This is a genomic window from Cupriavidus sp. 05T42 (genome assembly GCF_056396345.1).
Map to the genome: position 1 here is coordinate 116,814 of NZ_JBFTLH010000006.1, position 16,922 is coordinate 133,735.

Sequence of the window (16,922 nt, forward strand, 5' to 3'; positions counted from 1 at the left end):
GGAGTTCGTCACATGTTGAGCTGGATGGTCTGGACCACCCCGGTGGCGGTGTTCTTCGCGCTGGTGGTGGTGATGTTGATCGGCATGACGGTCTGGGAGGCGCGCTCCCCCACGGTCATGCGCAAGGGCTTCCTGCCGATTGCCACCACGCGCGGCGACCGGCTGTTCATCGGGCTGATGTTCGCCGCGTGGATCAACCTGGCCTGGGTAGGGCTGGGCGAGAAGATGCAGACCTGGTTCGGGCTGGCGGAGGAACCGTCGATCTGGATCAGCGCGGCCATCGCGGCCGTGGTGCTGCTTGTGGTCATGCGCCGTGGCTGACGCCCGCCGGCGCGCGCAGTCGTTGCCGTTCCATCATTCCATTATTCCAATAGGAGACACTGATGAAAGTGCACGTGAAGTTGGGGATGTCGGCCCTGGCCATGGCGGCCACGCTGGCATGCGGCGGGGCGCGAGCCGACGAGGCCGCCGCGAAGAAGTGGGTGGACAACGAGTTCCAGCCGTCGTCGCTGGCCAAGGACAAGCAGATGGCCGAGATGAAGTGGTTCATCGACGCCGCCGCCAAGCTCAAGGCCAAGGGTGTGACCCAGATCAATGTGGTGTCGGAGACCATCACCACGCATGAATACGAGTCCAAGACGCTGGCCAAGGCGTTCGAGGAAATCACCGGCATCAAGGTCAACCACGACCTGATCCAGGAAGGCGACGTGGTGGAGAAGCTCCAGACGTCGATGCAGTCCGGCAAGTCGATCTACGACGGCTGGATCTCCGATTCGGACCTGATCGGCACCCACTACCGTTATGGCGCGATCCTGCCGCTGACCGACTATATGAACGGCGCCGGCAAGGAATTCACCAATCCCGGCCTCGACGTGAAGGACTTCATCGGCACCAAGTTCACCACGGCGCCGGACGGCAAGCTGTACCAGCTGCCCGACCAGCAGTTCGCCAATCTGTACTGGTTCCGCGCCGACTGGTTCGCCCGCAAGGACCTGCAGGACAAGTTCAAGGCCAAGTACGGCTATGACCTCGGCGTGCCGACCAACTGGTCGGCCTACGAGGACATCGCCAACTTCTTCACCAACGATGTGAAGGAGCTGGACGGCAAGAAGGTCTACGGCCACATGGACTACGGCAAGAAGGACCCCTCGCTCGGCTGGCGCTTCACGGACGCCTGGCTGTCGATGGCCGGCACCGCCGACAAGGGCCTGCCCAACGGCATACCGGTGGACGAGTGGGGCATCCGCGTGGCGGAGGACAAGTGCACGCCGGTAGGCGCCTCGGTCTCACGCGGCGGCGCCACCAACAGCCCGGCGGCGGTCTACGCGCTGACCAAGTACATCGAATGGATGAAGAAGTTCTCCCCGCAGCAGGCCATGGGCATGACCTTCTCCGAAGCCGGCCCGGTGCCCGCGCAGGGCCAGATCGCCCAGCAGATCTTCTGGTACACGGCCTTCACGGCGGACATGACCAAGAAGGGCCTGCCGGTGGTGAATGCCGATGGCTCGCCCAAGTGGCGCATGGCGCCGTCGCCATATGGGCCGTACTGGAAGCAGGGCATGCAGAACGGCTACCAGGACGTGGGCTCCTGGACCTTCTTCAAGAACACCGACCCCAACCGCCTGGCGGGCGCGTGGCTCTACGCCCAGTTCGTGACGGCCAAGTCGGTCTCGCTGAAGAAGTCGCTGATGGGCCTGACCTTTATCCGCGAGAGCGACATCAACACCGACTACCTGACCAAGAACGCGGCCAAGTACGGCGGCCTGATCGAGTTCTATCGCAGCCCGGCCCGCGTGGCCTGGACGCCGACCGGTACCAACGTGCCCGACTACCCGAAGCTGGCCCAGCTCTGGTGGAAGAACGTGGCCACGGCGGTGACGGGCGAGAAGACCCCGCAGGCGGCCATGGACAACCTGGCCGAGGAGATGGATCAGGTAATGGCGCGGCTCCAGCGCGCCGGCATGACCAACTGTGCGCCCAAGCTGAACCCCAAGAGCGACCCGGCCAAGTGGCTGAGCACCGAGCACGCGCCTTGGAAGAAGCTGGACAACGAGAAGCCGAAGGGCGAGACCATCGCCTATGACAAGCTGCTCCAGGCGTGGARGGAAGGCCGCGTGCGGTGATGCACCGGTGAGTCGGTAGGGGGGAGKGACGGTGGCGCCAGCGGTTGGGGCGCCACCGTTCCGTTTCAGGTTCCGGACATCGCGCCGGCGGGGGCGGTTGGGGCACCAACCGGCGCGCAATTCGGCGCGGCATGGCGGGCCTTGCCGTGGCGCTTGGCCTCGTAGAGCGCCATGTCGGCCCGCATGAACAACTCGCTGACCGACGAGCCGGTATCCGGTCGATGGATGGCGCTGCCCACGCTGGCCGTGGAGACGAGCGTCAGGCCATCCACGGGGAAGGGCCGCAGCGCGGCCTGCACCACGGTCTGGGCAATCCGTTCCACGGTGGCCGGGTTCGATACGTTGTCCAGGATGATGGCGAACTCGTCGCCGCCGATGCGGGCCACCGCGTCGCCCTTGCGCACGCAGGTGGCGAGCCGTTCGGCGAAGGACACCAGCAGGCGGTCGCCCACCGGGTGGCCGTAGGTGTCGTTCACCGCCTTGAAGTCGTCCAGGTCCACCAGCAGCAGCGCCGCGCGGTGGCCGCCGGCATCGGCGCGGGCCATGGTCTCGTTGAGCCGGCGATCGAAGCCCTTGCGGTTGAGCAGGCCGGTCAGGTGGTCGGACAGGGTCTGTGCCTCCAGCGAGCGCAGCTTCTGGCGCTCCCCGGTCACGTCGCGCGCGAACATGTGCAGGCCGGACACCGTGTCCTGGGCGTCGTTCCACGCCGGCTGGTAGGTGACCTCCCACGCCAGCCCATCGGCCGACTCGCGGGTAAAGGTGGTCACGCGTCCGGCGCGGGCCTCTTCAAGATAGGGCGCATTCGCCACATATTCCGGCGTGCCCCACAGCTCACGCAGCGACAGCCCGGCCACCTGATCGGCAGGGAGGCCGAAGTGGCGCGCGTAGGCCTGGTTCACGAAGGCGAAGCGTTCGTTGACGTCGATGAAGGCGACGAAGTCCGGCACATGGTTGGCAATCGCCTCGATCCGCTTCTCGCTGGCGGCGGCACGGTCCTTGGCGGCCTTCAGCGCGGCCTCTCGCTCGGAAAGCTGGTGCAGCACCTCGGCGAATGAGCCGGCCAGTTCGCCGATCTCGTCGTCGCGCCGCACCGGCAGGTCCGAGACGGCGGCGGGCTGCATCGCCAGTTGGCGCACCGTGCGGTGCAGGTGCTCGAGCGGGGCAAGCAGGCGGCGAATCACCAGCCACATCAGCGCGGCGGTAATCAGCAGGGAAAAGAAGCCGATCACGACCGTGCGCTGGCGGACGTCGATCAGCGGGGCATAGGCTTCCTCCGCCGGAAGCACCGCTACCACCTCCCAGCCATTCGACGACAGCAGGTAGCGCGACACGATGGGCTGAGTGGGCCAGAAGACTTCCCAGTCGGACTCGGCCTGCTCGGCGCCGCACATTTCGCCGAGGGCATGGGCCGGCGCCAGCACGCGGTCCGCCTCGGGGTGCAGCGCGTAGCGCGGATTGGCGCCGGCGGAGACCAGGCAGTAGTAGCCGGTCACGCCCACGCGGCTGTGCGCCAGTTCGCGCAGGAAGTTGTTGGCCGACAGGTTCAGCACGCCGCCCACCACGGCGCGCAGCTTGCCGTCCGTATCGCGCATCGGCACGGCGAGGATGACGCCCGGCGCGGCAGAGTGCTTGCCCTGCAGCAGGTCCGACACGGCGAACGAGGCGCCACGTTCGATGGCGCGGAAATAGTCGCGCTCGCCCACGGTCATCTTTACGCCTTCCGGCACGGCGGTGCTGAACGAGAGCGTGCCGTCCGGGCGGGCCAGGAACACGGCGTTGAAGCTCTCGGGCATATCGACAGCGTCGGTAGCCAGGGCCGACTGCTGGCGCGGGGTCTCGTCCAGATGGGGCGCAAGTGTGCGCGCGAGGCGGCGCAGTACCACCTCACGGGATTCGAGTTTTTCGTCGAGTTGGCCGGCGACCAGTTTGACCAGTGTGTCCTGCTGCGCCTGAAGCAGCGTCTTCAGGCTTTCATAGGCATAGAACTGGGCGTAGCAAGCGCGCGTCACGAGAATGACCGTGACCACGCCGGCTGCGGCGATCGCCATCCGGTACTTCAAGGAGTGCCGCATGAATCTCTTCTTGGTATTTGCACTGAACCCGTTTTATCGGCTGCCGGGCTTTGATCCACAACCCCCGCCCCTTGGCTGGCAACCGATTCGTAGCGTAGCAGACCGCAGGGCCGCGCCGGACGGCCTTTTCGGCAATCTGGTGCGGCATGCCACACGAGGTGGCGCATGCGCCGCGTGGGTCGTGCCGATGCAACAGGCGATGGTGGACCGGGGTGCGCGTTGTTGCGTTAAGGGCAGTCGGCGAGGGTGTCCGCCAGCCAGTCGATCACGGGCCGGAAGCGGGAGGCGCCCCGGAATTCGGCAGGGTAGGCGAGCCAGACCTCGCGTATCACCTCGGGCACCTCGCGCACCAGTTGCAACGCCGGATCGTCGTGGGCCAGGAAGTGGGGCAGCAGGGCGATGCCGAGCCCGGCGCGCACGGCGGCGCGCACCCCAAGCAGGCTGTTGGACTGGAACGAGAACGGCCGGCCGAGGGACTGCGGCCACGCCACTTCGGGGAGCGTGAAGCCTTCGTCGAGCAGGCCGCATAGCGGCGCGTCGTCGGCCACCGGCCCGCGTGCGGAGGCATAGAGCCCGAAGCGCAGCGTGCCGGCGCGCTGGGCCACCAGTTCGCCCTCGTGCGGGCGGTTCAGCCGCACGGCGATATGGGCGCGGCGCCGGGCGAGGCTGGTGACGCGGTTGTCCACCTCGAGCCGGACTTCCATATCGGGGTTCTGCGCGTAGAGCGACGGCAGCCGGGGCGTCAGGAAGTCGCTGCCGAGCGCCGCCGTGGTCGCCACACGGACCACGCCAGACACCCCCGCGCTCGCGCCTTCCATCTCGCGCAGCAGGCGGTCGGCCGATTGCTCCATCTGCCGCGCCGCCGTCAGCGCATTGCGGCCCACGCTGGTCAGCACGAAGGTGCCGTCGGTGCGCGTGGCCACGGGTTTGCCGAGCGCCGCCTCCAACCGGCGGATGCGTCGGATCGCCGTGGCGTGGGTAATGTCCAGTTCCCGCGCGCAGGCCGAATAGCTGCCGGCCCGGATCAGCGTGGAAAGCGTGAGCAGGTCGTCCCAGGAGATTGTGCTTTTTTGCACAGTGAGTGTGAGTTCGTGGCGAATTGGCGCACAGCATAGCCTGCCCTACGCTGCGTGCATACCCAACCAGGAGAACCGCCCCATGTCCGCGCCCTTCACGCTGCTCGACGCCGCCGGTGCCAGCCGCACCCCTGCCGCCTGGGAAGCCGCCGTGCTGGTCCTGATCGACCATCAGCGCGAATACATCGATGGCAAGCTGCCGCTGACCGGCATGCCCGAGGCCGTGGCGGCCTGTGCCGACCTGCTGGCGCGCGCCCGTGCCCACGGCACGCCGGTGATCCATGTGGTGCATCACGGCAAGGCCGGCGGCGCGTTCGACCCGGCCGGCCCGTATGCCGCGATCATCGAGGGGCTCCAGCCCGCGCCTGGCGAGGAAACCGTGGTCAAGCAGCTGCCGAACAGCTTCGCCGGCACCGAGCTGGACKCCCGGCTGGCCGCGCTGGGTAAAAAGGAACTGATCGTGGCCGGCTTCCAGACCCATATGTGCGTCAGCGCCACCGTGCGGTCGGCGCTCGACCACGGCTACCGCGTCACGCTGGTGGCCAGCGCCTGCGCCACGCGGGATTTGCCCGATCCGCTCGGCGGGGAGCCGCTGGCAGCTGCCGAACTGCACCGGGTCACGCTGGCGGCGCTGAATGACCGGTTCGCCACGGTGGTGCCGGACGCCTCGGTCTGGCAATAGGGGGGAGCCGGGCTGGGCGAACTGGCCCTGTGACGCCCCGGGCGCGTAGGGGGTGTGGATGGCAGGTCCGACCGCGGCCCGCCCGGGCGGCTCAGGCATACTAGCGCCTTCGCGCCCCGGGCCCCATCGCCCGCGCGCCCATCCGCTGCCCCCGATTTCATGAAGCGAATCCTGCTGATCAAGATCACCTCGCTCGGTGACATGGTGCATACGCTGCCGCTGGTGTCCGACCTGCGCCGCGCCTATCCCGACKCCGCCATCGACTGGGTGGCCGACGCCTCGTGCGCGGACATTCCGCGCTGGGCCATCGGCGTAGACCGGGTGATTGCGCCGCCGCTGCGGCAGTTCAAGAAGAACGGCAAGAAGTGGAAGGACCTGCGCGGCATCCTGCGCGCCGTGCGTGAGTTGCGCCGCGAGAAGTACGACGTCGTGGTGGACGTGCATGGCGTCTACAAGAGCGCGATCGTCGCCCGGCTGGCCCGCTCGCCGCGCCGCTTCGGCTACGCCGCCGAATTCCTGGGGGAGGCGAAGGCCGAATTCGCCTACACCGACATTTTCGGCCCGCATGGCAACGCCACCTGCCGCGAAAAGATGCGGCTGGTGACGGCCAACGCGTTGGGCTACACCTATCCCGAAGCCGAGACCAACGCGCTGCGCATACCGGCCCCGGCCACCCCGCTGAACACGGACGGCGTGCCGCGCGCGATGCTGTTCCATGCCACCTCCGCCGAAATCAAGAAATGGCCGCAGGCCCATTGGATTGCGGTGGGCCAGTCGCTGGCGGCGCGCGGGTTCCGCGTGCAGCTGCCGTGGGGCTCGGAGAAGGAGCACGAGGAGTCCCGCGCGCTGGCCGCCGCGATTCCGGACGCCGAGGTGCTGCCGCGCATGTCGATCACCGAGGTGGCGCAGCGTCTGGACGCCGCCGCGCTGGTCGTCGGCATGGACACCGGCTTTGTCCATCTGGCCGACGCGCTCGGCAAGCCCACGGTGATGATCTTCACGGCCACTTCGTGCGAGCACTTCGGCGTGCAGAAGCCGGGCCAGTCGGTGTCGATCGGCGACCAGGGCAAGCCGCCCTCGGTGGAGGCCGTGCTGGCCGCCATCGACTCCGTGGCGCCCAAGCTGCCGGGTCAGGCGGGTCAGGCGGGTCAGTCGGGTCCGTCGCATCAGGCCGCCGGCAACGTGTCCGCGTAGGACCAGTACTCGAACTGGACGATCGTGGCGTTGCCATGGGTCGTCACCACATCCAGCATGCAGGGCCGCCGCCGGATCGCCATCCGGGCCAGGTAGCGCGCCGCGCCGGGCACACCGGGCGGCGGCTGGATGCGGTCCCCGTGGCGCATGGCCAGCCGCAGGATATGCACCGGCACGAAGCGGTGCGCATCGTTCATCGTGGTGTGCGCGGCGGCCGTGAACAGCAGCGGTGCGGCCGCCAGCCCGGAAAAGCGCTTGCGCAGCAGGGCCAGCGTGGTCGGGGCCATGGCCGAGCCGATGCCGGGCAGCGCCAGCGCGGTCAGGCCGCGCACATTGGCCGCCCACAGGCCGCCCACCACCAGCATGGGGTCGCGCTTCTCCACCGGCACCGTGTCCCGCAGCCCCTCCCAGATCGCCGTCATGTCGCCGTTCAGGTCGTACAACTGATAGCAGCCGCCAAAGCTGCGCTGGTAGCCGATGATGCAGTCAAGATCCTCGTCGAACACGGGGCGCGCGTCGCGCGGAATACGGGGCGGCCGGATCTCGAACAGGCCGGCGGACACGGCGTAGTGGCCGGTCCACGTCAGCGTCCGGCCGGAGACGGCCTGCAGGGTGATTTCATCGGGAAGGACATCGAGGGACATGCGCGGCGCTTTGTGGTGGGACGGAACCCCCACGGTAAGCACGGCGCCCGCTGCTGTCTTTGAGACGATTCTGAAAGTGCAAAAGCCCCCGGGCTAATGGACGAAGCCGCCCTTGATGAAGCGGACCGGCTCGGCGTCCATGCGCAGCAGCAGGGCGGTCAGGCCATCGACGGGGGCATCGACCGATGGATCCGGAGACTGGCGCGGTCCCCCGGACGTGCACAGCAGGTCCGATTCGCGCCACGCGGCCTGCCCCGGCGCCCCTCGGGCCCGCAGCCAGCCCTGGCGGTCGCTCAGCAGGGCGGTGCCCGGCAAGGCCGCCGGGGACACGCCGGCAATGCGCGCCATCACCGCCCACGCCTCGGACGCGGCGGCGACGCAGCCGGCCCGGAACTGCGGCACCTCGGCGGGCGCGTGGCCATCCGGCGTCACCAGCAGGGTCAGGAAGCGCGGGTCCTCCATCGGCAGCGCCGCGCGGCTATCCACGGCCACCAGCCGCACCCGCTGCGTCCCGCGCCAGTCGGCCAGCGAGCGGGGCGCCGCGCCTTCGCATTGCACGGGCATGTCCGGCAGGGCCAGCGCCGTGGGCCACGTCCCCTGCAGGCGCGCGCCGGTGCCGGCGGACAGCGCCTTCATATAGTCGATGACGGCCCAGACATCGGCGTCGCCCAGCGTGGCGCCGAACGCGGGCATGGTCGGTTGGCCATCGCGGCCCCGCATGCCGGCCACGATATGCCAGAACAGTTCGCCATCGGCGCGGCGGCCCAGCAGCGGGCCGGCGAGCGTCGGCGGCCAGCGCGACAGCGACGCCGCCAGCGGCCCCTCGCCCCGGCCATCGTCGCCATGGCAGGCCGCGCAGTGCCGGGTATAGACCCGTTCACCCCGCGCGATGGAGGCCACGGCGAAGGGGGTAGGACTGACGTGGAAGCTGGTGGGGGCGGCGGGGCCGAGGACGAGGTCGGGCGCCGGCCATGGAGCGAGGATCAGGGCGAGCGCGCCGGCGCCGAACGAGGCCAGCCGGCCCCGTCGCCATGCCAGCGCCAACATCAGCGCGAGCAGCGCGAATGCCATCGCCACGAGGCTCCACGCCAGTTGCCGGGCCAGCCCGGGATCGATCAGCAGCGTCTCGCCGGCAATGCGCCGTGCCCACGGCCACGCCGGCTGGCCGTGGCTATCGCCCGTCAGGCCCAGCGCGTGGCAGAGCCGCAGCAGCGCAAGCTGCGCCGCCTGCAGCCCCGCCAGCAGGTTGTTGAGCCAGACCGAAGCACCCATCACCAGCTGGCATCGAGCCCCAGATGGCGCAGCGCTTCATGCCGCAGCGCAGTCAGGCGCGGATCGCCGCGATGGCGCGGGTAGGGCAGGTCCACCACGATCTCCGCCGTGATGCGCGCCGGCCGCTGGCTGAAGACGATCACGCGCTGGGCCAGGAACAGCGCCTCCTCCACATCGTGCGTGACCAGCAGGGCCGAGAACCGCGCGCGCTGCCACAGTTCGACGAGATCGCTCTGCATGGTCAGGCGCGTCAGGGAGTCCAGCTTGCCGAGCGGTTCGTCGAGCACGAGCAGGCGCGGGTCGTTGACCAGCGCGCGGGCCAGCGCCACGCGCTGCGCCATGCCACCGGAGAGCTGGTGCGGAAACGCGCGGTCGAAGGCTTCCAGCCCCACGCGCCGCAGCGCCTCGTCCACGCGATGCCCCTCCTGCCGGGCGATGCCGCGTGCCTGGAGGCCGAGCGCCACGTTGGCGCGCACGCGGCGCCACGGGAAGAGCGTGGGGTCCTGGAAGACCACGATGCGCGACGGATCGGGCTCGGTGATCGGCGTGCCGTCCTGCAGGATCTGGCCGGACGTGGGCGCATCCAGCCCCGCCACCAGCCGCAGCAGCGTGGACTTGCCGCAGCCGCTCGGCCCCAGCAGCGCCACGAACTCGCCGGGCGCCACGCTCAGGTTCACGTTGTCCAATACGGGCAGGCGCTGGCCGGCATCGCCAAAGTCATGGCTGACGTTGCGGATGTCGATGCGGGCCCCGGCGCTGGCCTGGGCCGCCGGTGCTTCCGCCACGGGTTCACGTTCCAGCACGGCTACCATTTCACAGTTCCTTTCTGCCACGAGAGCGCGCGGTCGCGCACGGCGAACAACAGCGTGATGACGCTCGAGAACAGCAGCGCCATCACGATCAGCGCGGCGTACATGTTCACGTACGAAGCCCAGCCCTGCGCCCAGGTGAGGTACCAGCCCAGCCCGGACTTCACGCCCATCATCTCGGCGGTCACCAGCACAGAGAACGACGCGCCCAGCCCCATGAACAGGCCGACGAAGACCTGCGGCAGCGCGGCCGGAATCGCCACGCGCAGCACCAGGAACCAGCCGGAGGCGCCCAGCGTGCGCGCCACGTCGTAATAGCTCTTGTTGACGCTCGCCACGCCGGACCACGTGAGCACCGCCACGGGGAACGCGGTGGCCAGCGCAATCAGGAACACGGCGGCCGAGTAGCTCGACGGGAAGAAGTAGAAGGTCAGCGGCAGCAGGGCGGTGGAGGGCAGCGGACCCAGCACGCGCAGCACCGGGTGCACCCAGTAGCCGATGCGCCGCGACCAGCCAATCGACACGCCGATCAGGAAGCCCGCCACGCCGCCATAGGCCACGCCCAGCCCCAGCAGGCGGATGGTGTTGACGACACTGTCGCCCAGGCGGCGCCAGTCATCCACATAGACCTCGATCAGGGCCTGCGGCGGCGCGAAGAACGGCGTGGGCAGCAGCGCGGCCTTGGCGGTGAGAATTTCCCAGCCGAGGAAGCCGAGCGGCAACGCCACCAGCCACGGCCCGGTGGGGCGCAGGGTGGCCAGCATGCGGTGCAGCGGGGGGAGGCGCGATCCCGCCAGCGCCAGCCCGGCCAGCGCGGCAGCGACCACCAGCGCGGCGATGCCGAGTTCCTCGGTGTAGGCCCAGTCGGTGAAGCCGGCCACCTTGTTCGGCCAGCGCCAGGTGATGGCGCCGAACGCGGCCCAGGCCAGCGCGGCCAGGAGGCCGGTGGGCCAGAGGCGGCCCGGCCGGGCCACGGCGGCCTGGCGTGGCGCGTTAGCGGCGAGCGAGGCATGCCGGGTGTCGAGCGTGGAGGGACTCGTTGTGGTCATCGCATCATCCCAGTACGTTGGCGTAGACGTGCTGCGCCAGCCGCTTCGCGTCGGTGGACTTCTTCAGCACGCCGATCTTGCGGAAGTCGTCGGCATAGAAGGCGATTTCCTCCTGCAGGTCCACGCCGGTGGGGTGGTGGGTGTAGGTCAGCGTGGCGTAGAGCTTGCGCAGATCGTCCGGGCTGATCTTGGGCGAGTACTTGGCGAAGATCTTCGCGGCCTCGTTCGGGTTCTCGTTGACGAAATCCGTGGCCTGCACGATGGACCGCGCGAGTGCGGCGGCGGCCGGCTTGTCGTTGCGGACCAGATCGCCCCGGGCGCCGACCACGCAGCAGACCTTGCGCGCGTACTCGCCGGTCAGGTTGGTGGCCAGCTCCACGTAGGCGCCGTTGGTGCGTTTCTCCAGCAGGTAGAGATTGGGGTCGCCATCGGCAATCGCCTGGATCTCGCCCTTGTCGACGGCCACGCCGAGCAGGTCGGCCGGGTACTGGCGCCAGGTGATGTCGCGGTCGGGGTCGATGCCATTCTTGGCCAGCAGGATCGTGAAGAAGTGCTTGCCTGGTGCGGCCAGGTCGCTCACGCCCACGGTCTTGCCCTTGAGCGCCTGGAGGTTGGTCACCCCCGCCGCCTTGGCCCCCACCAGCCGCACGCAGCCGCCGTGGGAGCTACCGATGATCTTGACGTCGAAGCCGGCTTCCAGCGGCTTGAGCCAGCGGTGGATCATGCCCACCGCCGCATCCGCCTTGCCGGTGGCAATCGACTCCAGCAGCTGGTCCGTGGAGCCGCTGTAGTTGATCAGATCCACCTGCAGGCCGTTCTTCTCGAAGAAGCCGCGCTCCTGCGCCACCACGATGGGCGTCAGGCAGAACGAATTCTGGTTCCACGCGAAGGTGAGCTTGCGCGGCGCCGACCACGCCTGCCGGCCCAGGATCAGCGCCGGGGCGGCGAGGGCGGCACTGCCGGCCAGCCGCAGCACGCCGCGTCGGCGGGTGTTGGGCTGTGGCAGGTTGGGCGGATTCGATTCGTTGGATTGGCTCATGGTGTGGAAACTCCCCGTTTTCGTTGTTGTTGGGCGCAGGCGCAGGTGGCCTCAGGCGGCCTCAGGCGGCCTTGCGGCTGGCTTCCGCATCGCGGCGTGCCACCAGCTCCCGTACGCGTGGAATCAGCTCGCGGCCGTAGTCGATGGCGTCCTCCAGCGGGTCGAAGCCGCGGATCAGGAAGGTGGTCACGCCGACGTCGTAGTAAGCCAGCAGGGCCTCCGCCACCTGTTCGGGCGTGCCGACCAGCCCGGTGGAGTTGGAGCGGCCGCCGGTCTCGCGGGCGATGGCGGTCCAGAGGCGCTGGTCCACGCGATCGCCCTGTTCGGCGGCGGCCAGCAGGCGGCGCGCGCCTTCGCTCTGCTGCGGGCCGCCCCGGCTGTAGCCGGCCTGCACGCGCAGCGCGCGGGTCCGTTCGAGGATGCTGTCGGCACGCGCCCACGCTTTCTCTTCGGTCTCCGCCAGCACCGGGCGGAACGACACCGAGAAGCGCACCTCGCGCCCGTGCTTGGCGGCTTCCGCCCGCACGCGGGTAGTCAGTTCGCGCACCTGGTCGAGCGATTCGCCCCACAGCGCGTAGACATCGGCATGCTTGCCCGCCACGGTCAGCGCCGCCTCGGACGCGCCGCCGAAGTAGATCGGCACATGCGGTTTCTGGGCCGGCTTGACCTCCGAGAAGCCCTGCGTGAAGCGGTAGAACTCGCCGTCGTGGTCGAACGGCTTGTCCTCGGTCCAGATGCGCCGCAGGATGCCCAGGTACTCGTCCGTGCGCGCGTAGCGCTGGTCGTGATCGAGGAAATCGCCGTCGCGCGCCTGCTCGCTGTCGGAGCCGCCCGAGATGAAGTGCACCCCCAGCCGGCCGCCGCTGAACTGGTCGAGCGTGGCGATCTGGCGCGCCGCCAGCGTCGGCGCCGTGAAACCGGGGCGGTGCGCCAGCATGAAGTGGATGCGCTCGGTCACGGCCGCCGCGTAGGCAATCGTCAGCGTGGCCGACGGGCCGGTGGAGTGGTGCGGCACCAGGACGCGGTCGAACCCGGCCTGCTCATGGGCCTGGGCGAACGCGCGCACATAGTCGCGGTCGATCACGGGGCCCGAGGGCGGATGGATCTCGGACTGCTTCTGGCTCTGGATCATGCCGATGAAATCGACGCTCATGGCGCGGGCCTCCTTGCGGGCGGTGTCAGGAATGACGAGCAAAGTACGCCCGGCGGGCGGTGGCCCCAAACGAATAAAAACGCGGCTCGATATGCGGCAGAAACCGTCGCTCGATATGCGATATGCGTCGTTATCGGCGCGGCGGGCGCGCGGTACGCTATGCGGCACTCATCGCACGATGCTTTCCCGAGATCCCCCATCATGGCTTCGACTTCCCCGCGTACCACCCTGCGCCGCCTGCCTGCGAGCGAGCCCCGGCTGGCCGAGTTGCTGGCGACGCTGACCGCCCGGCTGGCTACCACCGCCGCGCGCCATGACGCAGACGGCAGCTTCCCGCACGCGAACTTCGAGCTGCTGCACGAACATGGCCTGATCGCCCAGGTGGTGCCGCGCGACTACGGCGGTGGTGGGGCGGGGTTGGCGGAGGCACGCCGGATCATCGCGGCCGTGGCGGCCGGCGACCCGGCCACGGCGCTTGTCTTGACCATGACCTATCTCCAGCATCGCGCCATCGGCCGGGCCGATTCGCGCTGGCCCGAGGTGGTGCGCCGCGAGGTCTTCGCCAGCGCGGTGGAAGAGGGCGCGCTGATCAACTCGCTGCGCGTGGAGCCGGAACTCGGCTCGCCGGCGCGCGGCGGCCTGCCGGACACCGTCGCCACGCGCGTTGGCGACCGCTGGCGCATCCGCGGTCACAAGCTCTACACCACCGGCATCCCGGCGCTGCGCTGGCTGGCCGTGTGGGGCCGCACGCACGAGCCGGAGCCGCGCGTGGGCATCTTCCTGGTGCCGAAGCCATCGGCCGACACGCCGGGCATCCGCGTGGTGGAGAGCTGGAATCACCTCGGCCTGCGCGCGTCCGGCAGCCATGAAACCGTGTTCGAGGACGTGTGGATTCCGCTCGACCATGCGGTGGACATCCGCCGGCCCGAGGCCTGGGCGCCAGCCGGGGCCAGCCAGGCCGACGTGGACGCCAATGCCGACCAGCAGGCGTGGATGGTGGGCCTGCTCGGCACGCTCTACGACGCCGTGGCGCGGGCCGGCTTCGACTGGATCTGCAGCTTCGTGCAGGACCGCGCGCCGGGCAGCCTGGGTGCGCCGCTCGCCACCCTGCCGCGCGTGCAGGAGACCATCGGCGAGATCGCCGCGCTGCTCCGTACCAACCAGGTGTTGCTCGACGATGCCGCCGCGCGGGCCGATGCCGGCACGCCGGCCTCGGCGACGGACAGCGGGCTGCTGAAGTACACCGTCACCGGCAATGCGATCCGGGCGGTGGAGCTGGCGCTGCAGCTGTCGGGCAATCACGGCCTGAGCCGCAACAATCCGCTCGAACGGCACTATCGCGATGTGCTTTGCAGCCGCATCCACACGCCGCAGAACGACGCCATCCTGAYCGCCGCCGGCCGCGCCGCGCTGGCCGGTTGACCCATATCGGAACGATGGCTTCGTGCTATGTTTAAGGCCGCTGTTCGAGACAGGGCCGCAGCGATCGTMGCCATCCACAGACGGCCCACCGAACGGGATCACCGCGCGGACCACCGAGGAGACACGGGATGCACGACGCCCTGACACACCCCACGCACCCAGCGCGTACGCTCACGCCGCTGCGCGAGTTCATCACCGGCCTCTCGGCGCTGCTCGACCAGCAGCCCGATGAGCCTCGCATCCTGGCCGAAGGCGGCGCGCTGCTCGCCACGCTGGTGGCGCGCGACGACTGGCTGCCCGACGCCTTCGCCCAGCCGCACCCTGAGTACTACCAGCAGGTCCTGCTCCATTGCGATTCCGCCGAGCGGTTCTCGATCGTCAGCTTTGTCTGGGGGCCGGGGCAGCGCACGCCCATCCACGACCACACGGTCTGGGGGCTGATCGGTATGCTGCGCGGGGCCGAGTATTCGCAGCCGTACCGGATCGATGCCGAAGGCCGCCCGCAGTTGGACGGCGCGGCCACGCGGCTGGAGCCGGGCCACGTGGAGGCGGTGTCGCCCACGGTGGGGGACATCCACCGTGTGCACAACGCCTACGAGGACCGCGTCTCCATCAGCATCCACGTGTACGGCGCCAATATCGGCGCGGTGCGGCGGCACGTCTACCCGGAGGCGGGCGAGCGCAAGCCGTTTATCTCCGGCTATTCCAATTCCACCCTGCCCAATCCCTGGGATCGATCGAAGGAACCCGTTTCGTCATGACCGCTTTGCCCTCCGTCATTCCCGCCGTGTTTCCCGCCGTCTCCAGCCTGTCCGTGCGGCAGGCGCTGCTCGGCCGCGCCGAGATCGCGCTGATCGACGTGCGCGAGGAAGACCCCTACGCCCAGGAGCATCCGCTCTGGGCGGCGAACTTCCCGCTCTCGAAGCTCGAACTGGAAGCGTGGCGACGGATTCCGCGCCGCGACACGCGGATCGTCGTCTATGGCGAGCATGCCGGTGAGGATCTGGCGCCGCGCGCGGCGGCGGTGCTGCACGGGTTGGGCTATACGGATGTGTCGCGGCTGGACGGCGGGCTGGCGGCCTGGATCGCCGCCGGCGGCGAGGTGTTCCGCGACGTGAATGTGCCGAGCAAGTCGTTCGGCGAGCTGGTGGAGGCGAAGCGCCATACGCCGTCACTGGCCGCGCAGGAAGTGCAGGCGCTCATCGACGAACGTGCCGATGTGGTCATCGTGGACGCGCGCCGCTTCGACGAATACCAGACCATGAGCATCCCCACGGCCACCAGCCTGCCCGGCGCGGAACTGGTGTTGCGCGTGCGGGAACTGGCGCCGGACCCGCAGACGCGGGTCATCGTGAACTGCGCGGGCCGGACGCGCAGCATCATCGGCACGCAATCCTTGATCAATGCCGGCCTGCCGAACCCGGTGGCGGCGCTGCGCAACGGCACCATCGGCTGGACGCTGGCGGGGCAGACCCTCGACCACGGCGCCAGCCGGCGCGCGCCGGTAGCGGTGGACGCCGCCCACCGCGAGCGGGCCCGTAGCGGCGCCCGGGCGATTGCCGACAAGGCCGGCGTGCAACGGATTGCCCACGACGCCGTGGCGACGCTGGCCCAGCCGGGGCGGACGCTGTACCGCTTCGACGTCCGCACGCCCGAGGAATACGCCGATGGCCACCTGCCGGGCTTCGCCAGCGCGCCGGGCGGCCAGCTGGTGCAGGAAACCGACCACAGCGCCCCGGTGCGCGGCGCACGGATCGTGCTGGCCGACGACGACCACGGCGTGCGCGCCGACATGACGGCTTCGTGGCTGGCGCAGATGGGCTGGGAAGTATTMGTGGTGGAGCCGGCGGGCGAACATGCTCGCAGCGAGCGCGGCACGTCGGCGGCGCCGGTGCCGGAAGCGGATGCCGTCGATTCCGTCTCGCCAGCCGAACTCGCGAAATGGCTAGAGGATGCGAGCGAGGGCGACATCGCCGTGCTCGACGTGACGGCCAGCGCCAATTACGTCAAGCGCCATATCCCAGGCGCCTGGTTTGCCATCCGCGCCCAACTGGCGCAGGCGCTGGCGACGATCCCTCCGGCAAAACGCTATGTGCTGACCTGCGGCACCAGCCAGCTCGCCCGCTTTGCGGCGGCGGACCTGAAGCGGCTCACATCGGCGCAGGTGGTGGTGCTGGAAGGTGGCACCACGGCCTGGATCGACGCTGGCCTGCCGCTGGAATCCGGCGAAACCCGCCTGGCCGTGCCGAGAACCGACCGCTACCGCCGCCCGTACGAAGGCACCGACAACGCATCGGCCGCCATGCAGGCCTACCTCGACTGGGAATTCGGCCTCATCGCCCAACTCGACCGCGACGGCACGCACTTCTTCGAGGTGGTTTGACGAC

15 protein-coding genes are annotated in these 16,922 nt (G+C 69.4%); 7 read left to right on the forward strand and 8 right to left on the reverse strand.

The features are described 5' to 3' along the window. Positions 1-12 precede the first annotated feature (12 nt). Both AC1EJR_RS10215 and AC1EJR_RS10220 read left to right on the forward strand, forming a co-directional pair. Complete coding sequence (locus tag AC1EJR_RS10215) at positions 13-321, forward strand: DUF2160 domain-containing protein (RefSeq protein ID WP_149135621.1); 309 nt, start codon at positions 13-15, stop codon at positions 319-321. Positions 322-395: 74 nt separating this feature from the next. After that, positions 396-2,123 carry an ABC transporter substrate-binding protein gene (locus tag AC1EJR_RS10220; RefSeq protein WP_477147066.1) on the forward strand — a complete coding sequence of 576 codons (1,728 nt, stop codon included), beginning with the start codon at positions 396-398 and terminating at the stop codon, positions 2,121-2,123. A gap of 65 nt (positions 2,124-2,188) precedes the next feature. Here the strand turns inward: AC1EJR_RS10220 and AC1EJR_RS10225 are convergent, their stop codons facing one another. Both AC1EJR_RS10225 and AC1EJR_RS10230 read right to left on the reverse strand, forming a co-directional pair. After that, the gene (locus tag AC1EJR_RS10225) at positions 2,189-4,195 is read right to left on the reverse strand and encodes a diguanylate cyclase domain-containing protein (protein WP_255370658.1); all 2,007 of its coding nucleotides are present in this window, start codon (positions 4,193-4,195) and stop codon (positions 2,189-2,191) included. Positions 4,196-4,422: 227 nt separating this feature from the next. After that, a complete protein-coding gene (locus AC1EJR_RS10230; protein ID WP_092289860.1) occupies positions 4,423-5,271 on the reverse strand; it encodes a LysR family transcriptional regulator in 849 nt (282 codons plus the stop codon). 82 nt (positions 5,272-5,353) lie between these two features. Here AC1EJR_RS10230 and AC1EJR_RS10235 point away from each other — a divergent pair, with 82 nt between their 5' ends. Further along, on the forward strand, positions 5,354-5,953 hold the full coding sequence (locus tag AC1EJR_RS10235; RefSeq protein ID WP_477147013.1) for a cysteine hydrolase family protein: 600 nt from the start codon (positions 5,354-5,356) through the stop codon (positions 5,951-5,953). A gap of 159 nt (positions 5,954-6,112) precedes the next feature. Next, positions 6,113-7,147, forward strand: a complete 1,035-nt coding sequence (gene waaC, locus AC1EJR_RS10240) for a lipopolysaccharide heptosyltransferase I (RefSeq protein ID WP_477147014.1) — start codon at positions 6,113-6,115, stop codon at positions 7,145-7,147. On the opposite strand, the gene AC1EJR_RS10245 is transcribed toward waaC, so the two are convergent. The 6 genes from AC1EJR_RS10245 to AC1EJR_RS10270 form a co-directional block, all read right to left on the reverse strand. Then, positions 7,120-7,791: a hypothetical protein gene (locus tag AC1EJR_RS10245; protein ID WP_255370657.1), complete on the reverse strand. Its 672-nt coding sequence runs from the start codon at positions 7,789-7,791 to the stop codon at positions 7,120-7,122. The two genes, waaC and AC1EJR_RS10245, sit on opposite strands and share 28 nt — an antisense overlap. A gap of 93 nt (positions 7,792-7,884) precedes the next feature. Further along, positions 7,885-9,063 carry a c-type cytochrome gene (locus AC1EJR_RS10250; RefSeq protein ID WP_477113304.1) on the reverse strand — a complete coding sequence of 393 codons (1,179 nt, stop codon included), beginning with the start codon at positions 9,061-9,063 and terminating at the stop codon, positions 7,885-7,887. Then, positions 9,063-9,875 (reverse strand): ABC transporter ATP-binding protein, encoded by an 813-nt coding sequence (locus AC1EJR_RS10255; RefSeq protein ID WP_092289852.1) that lies wholly within the window; start codon positions 9,873-9,875, stop codon positions 9,063-9,065. The genes AC1EJR_RS10250 and AC1EJR_RS10255 overlap by 1 nt, the downstream gene beginning before the upstream one ends. Next, positions 9,869-10,921 carry an ABC transporter permease gene (locus tag AC1EJR_RS10260; protein WP_441590514.1) on the reverse strand — a complete coding sequence of 351 codons (1,053 nt, stop codon included), beginning with the start codon at positions 10,919-10,921 and terminating at the stop codon, positions 9,869-9,871. Before AC1EJR_RS10260 ends, AC1EJR_RS10255 begins: the two co-directional genes overlap by 7 nt. A gap of 4 nt (positions 10,922-10,925) precedes the next feature. Next, on the reverse strand, positions 10,926-11,960 hold the full coding sequence (locus AC1EJR_RS10265; protein WP_092289849.1) for an ABC transporter substrate-binding protein: 1,035 nt from the start codon (positions 11,958-11,960) through the stop codon (positions 10,926-10,928). A 61-nt stretch (positions 11,961-12,021) separates the two neighbouring features. Continuing rightward, positions 12,022-13,113 (reverse strand): LLM class flavin-dependent oxidoreductase, encoded by a 1,092-nt coding sequence (locus AC1EJR_RS10270; protein WP_092289847.1) that lies wholly within the window; start codon positions 13,111-13,113, stop codon positions 12,022-12,024. A 201-nt stretch (positions 13,114-13,314) separates the two neighbouring features. On the opposite strand from AC1EJR_RS10270, the gene AC1EJR_RS10275 reads away from it, so the two are divergent. From AC1EJR_RS10275 to AC1EJR_RS10285, 3 genes are all read left to right on the forward strand, one after another. Continuing rightward, positions 13,315-14,535: an acyl-CoA dehydrogenase family protein gene (locus AC1EJR_RS10275; RefSeq protein WP_477147015.1), complete on the forward strand. Its 1,221-nt coding sequence runs from the start codon at positions 13,315-13,317 to the stop codon at positions 14,533-14,535. A 128-nt stretch (positions 14,536-14,663) separates the two neighbouring features. After that, the gene (locus AC1EJR_RS10280; RefSeq protein ID WP_092289844.1) at positions 14,664-15,296 is read left to right on the forward strand and encodes a cysteine dioxygenase family protein; all 633 of its coding nucleotides are present in this window, start codon (positions 14,664-14,666) and stop codon (positions 15,294-15,296) included. After that, positions 15,293-16,918, forward strand: a complete 1,626-nt coding sequence (locus AC1EJR_RS10285; RefSeq protein ID WP_477147016.1) for a rhodanese-related sulfurtransferase — start codon at positions 15,293-15,295, stop codon at positions 16,916-16,918. The genes AC1EJR_RS10280 and AC1EJR_RS10285 overlap by 4 nt, the downstream gene beginning before the upstream one ends. Positions 16,919-16,922 lie beyond the last annotated feature (4 nt).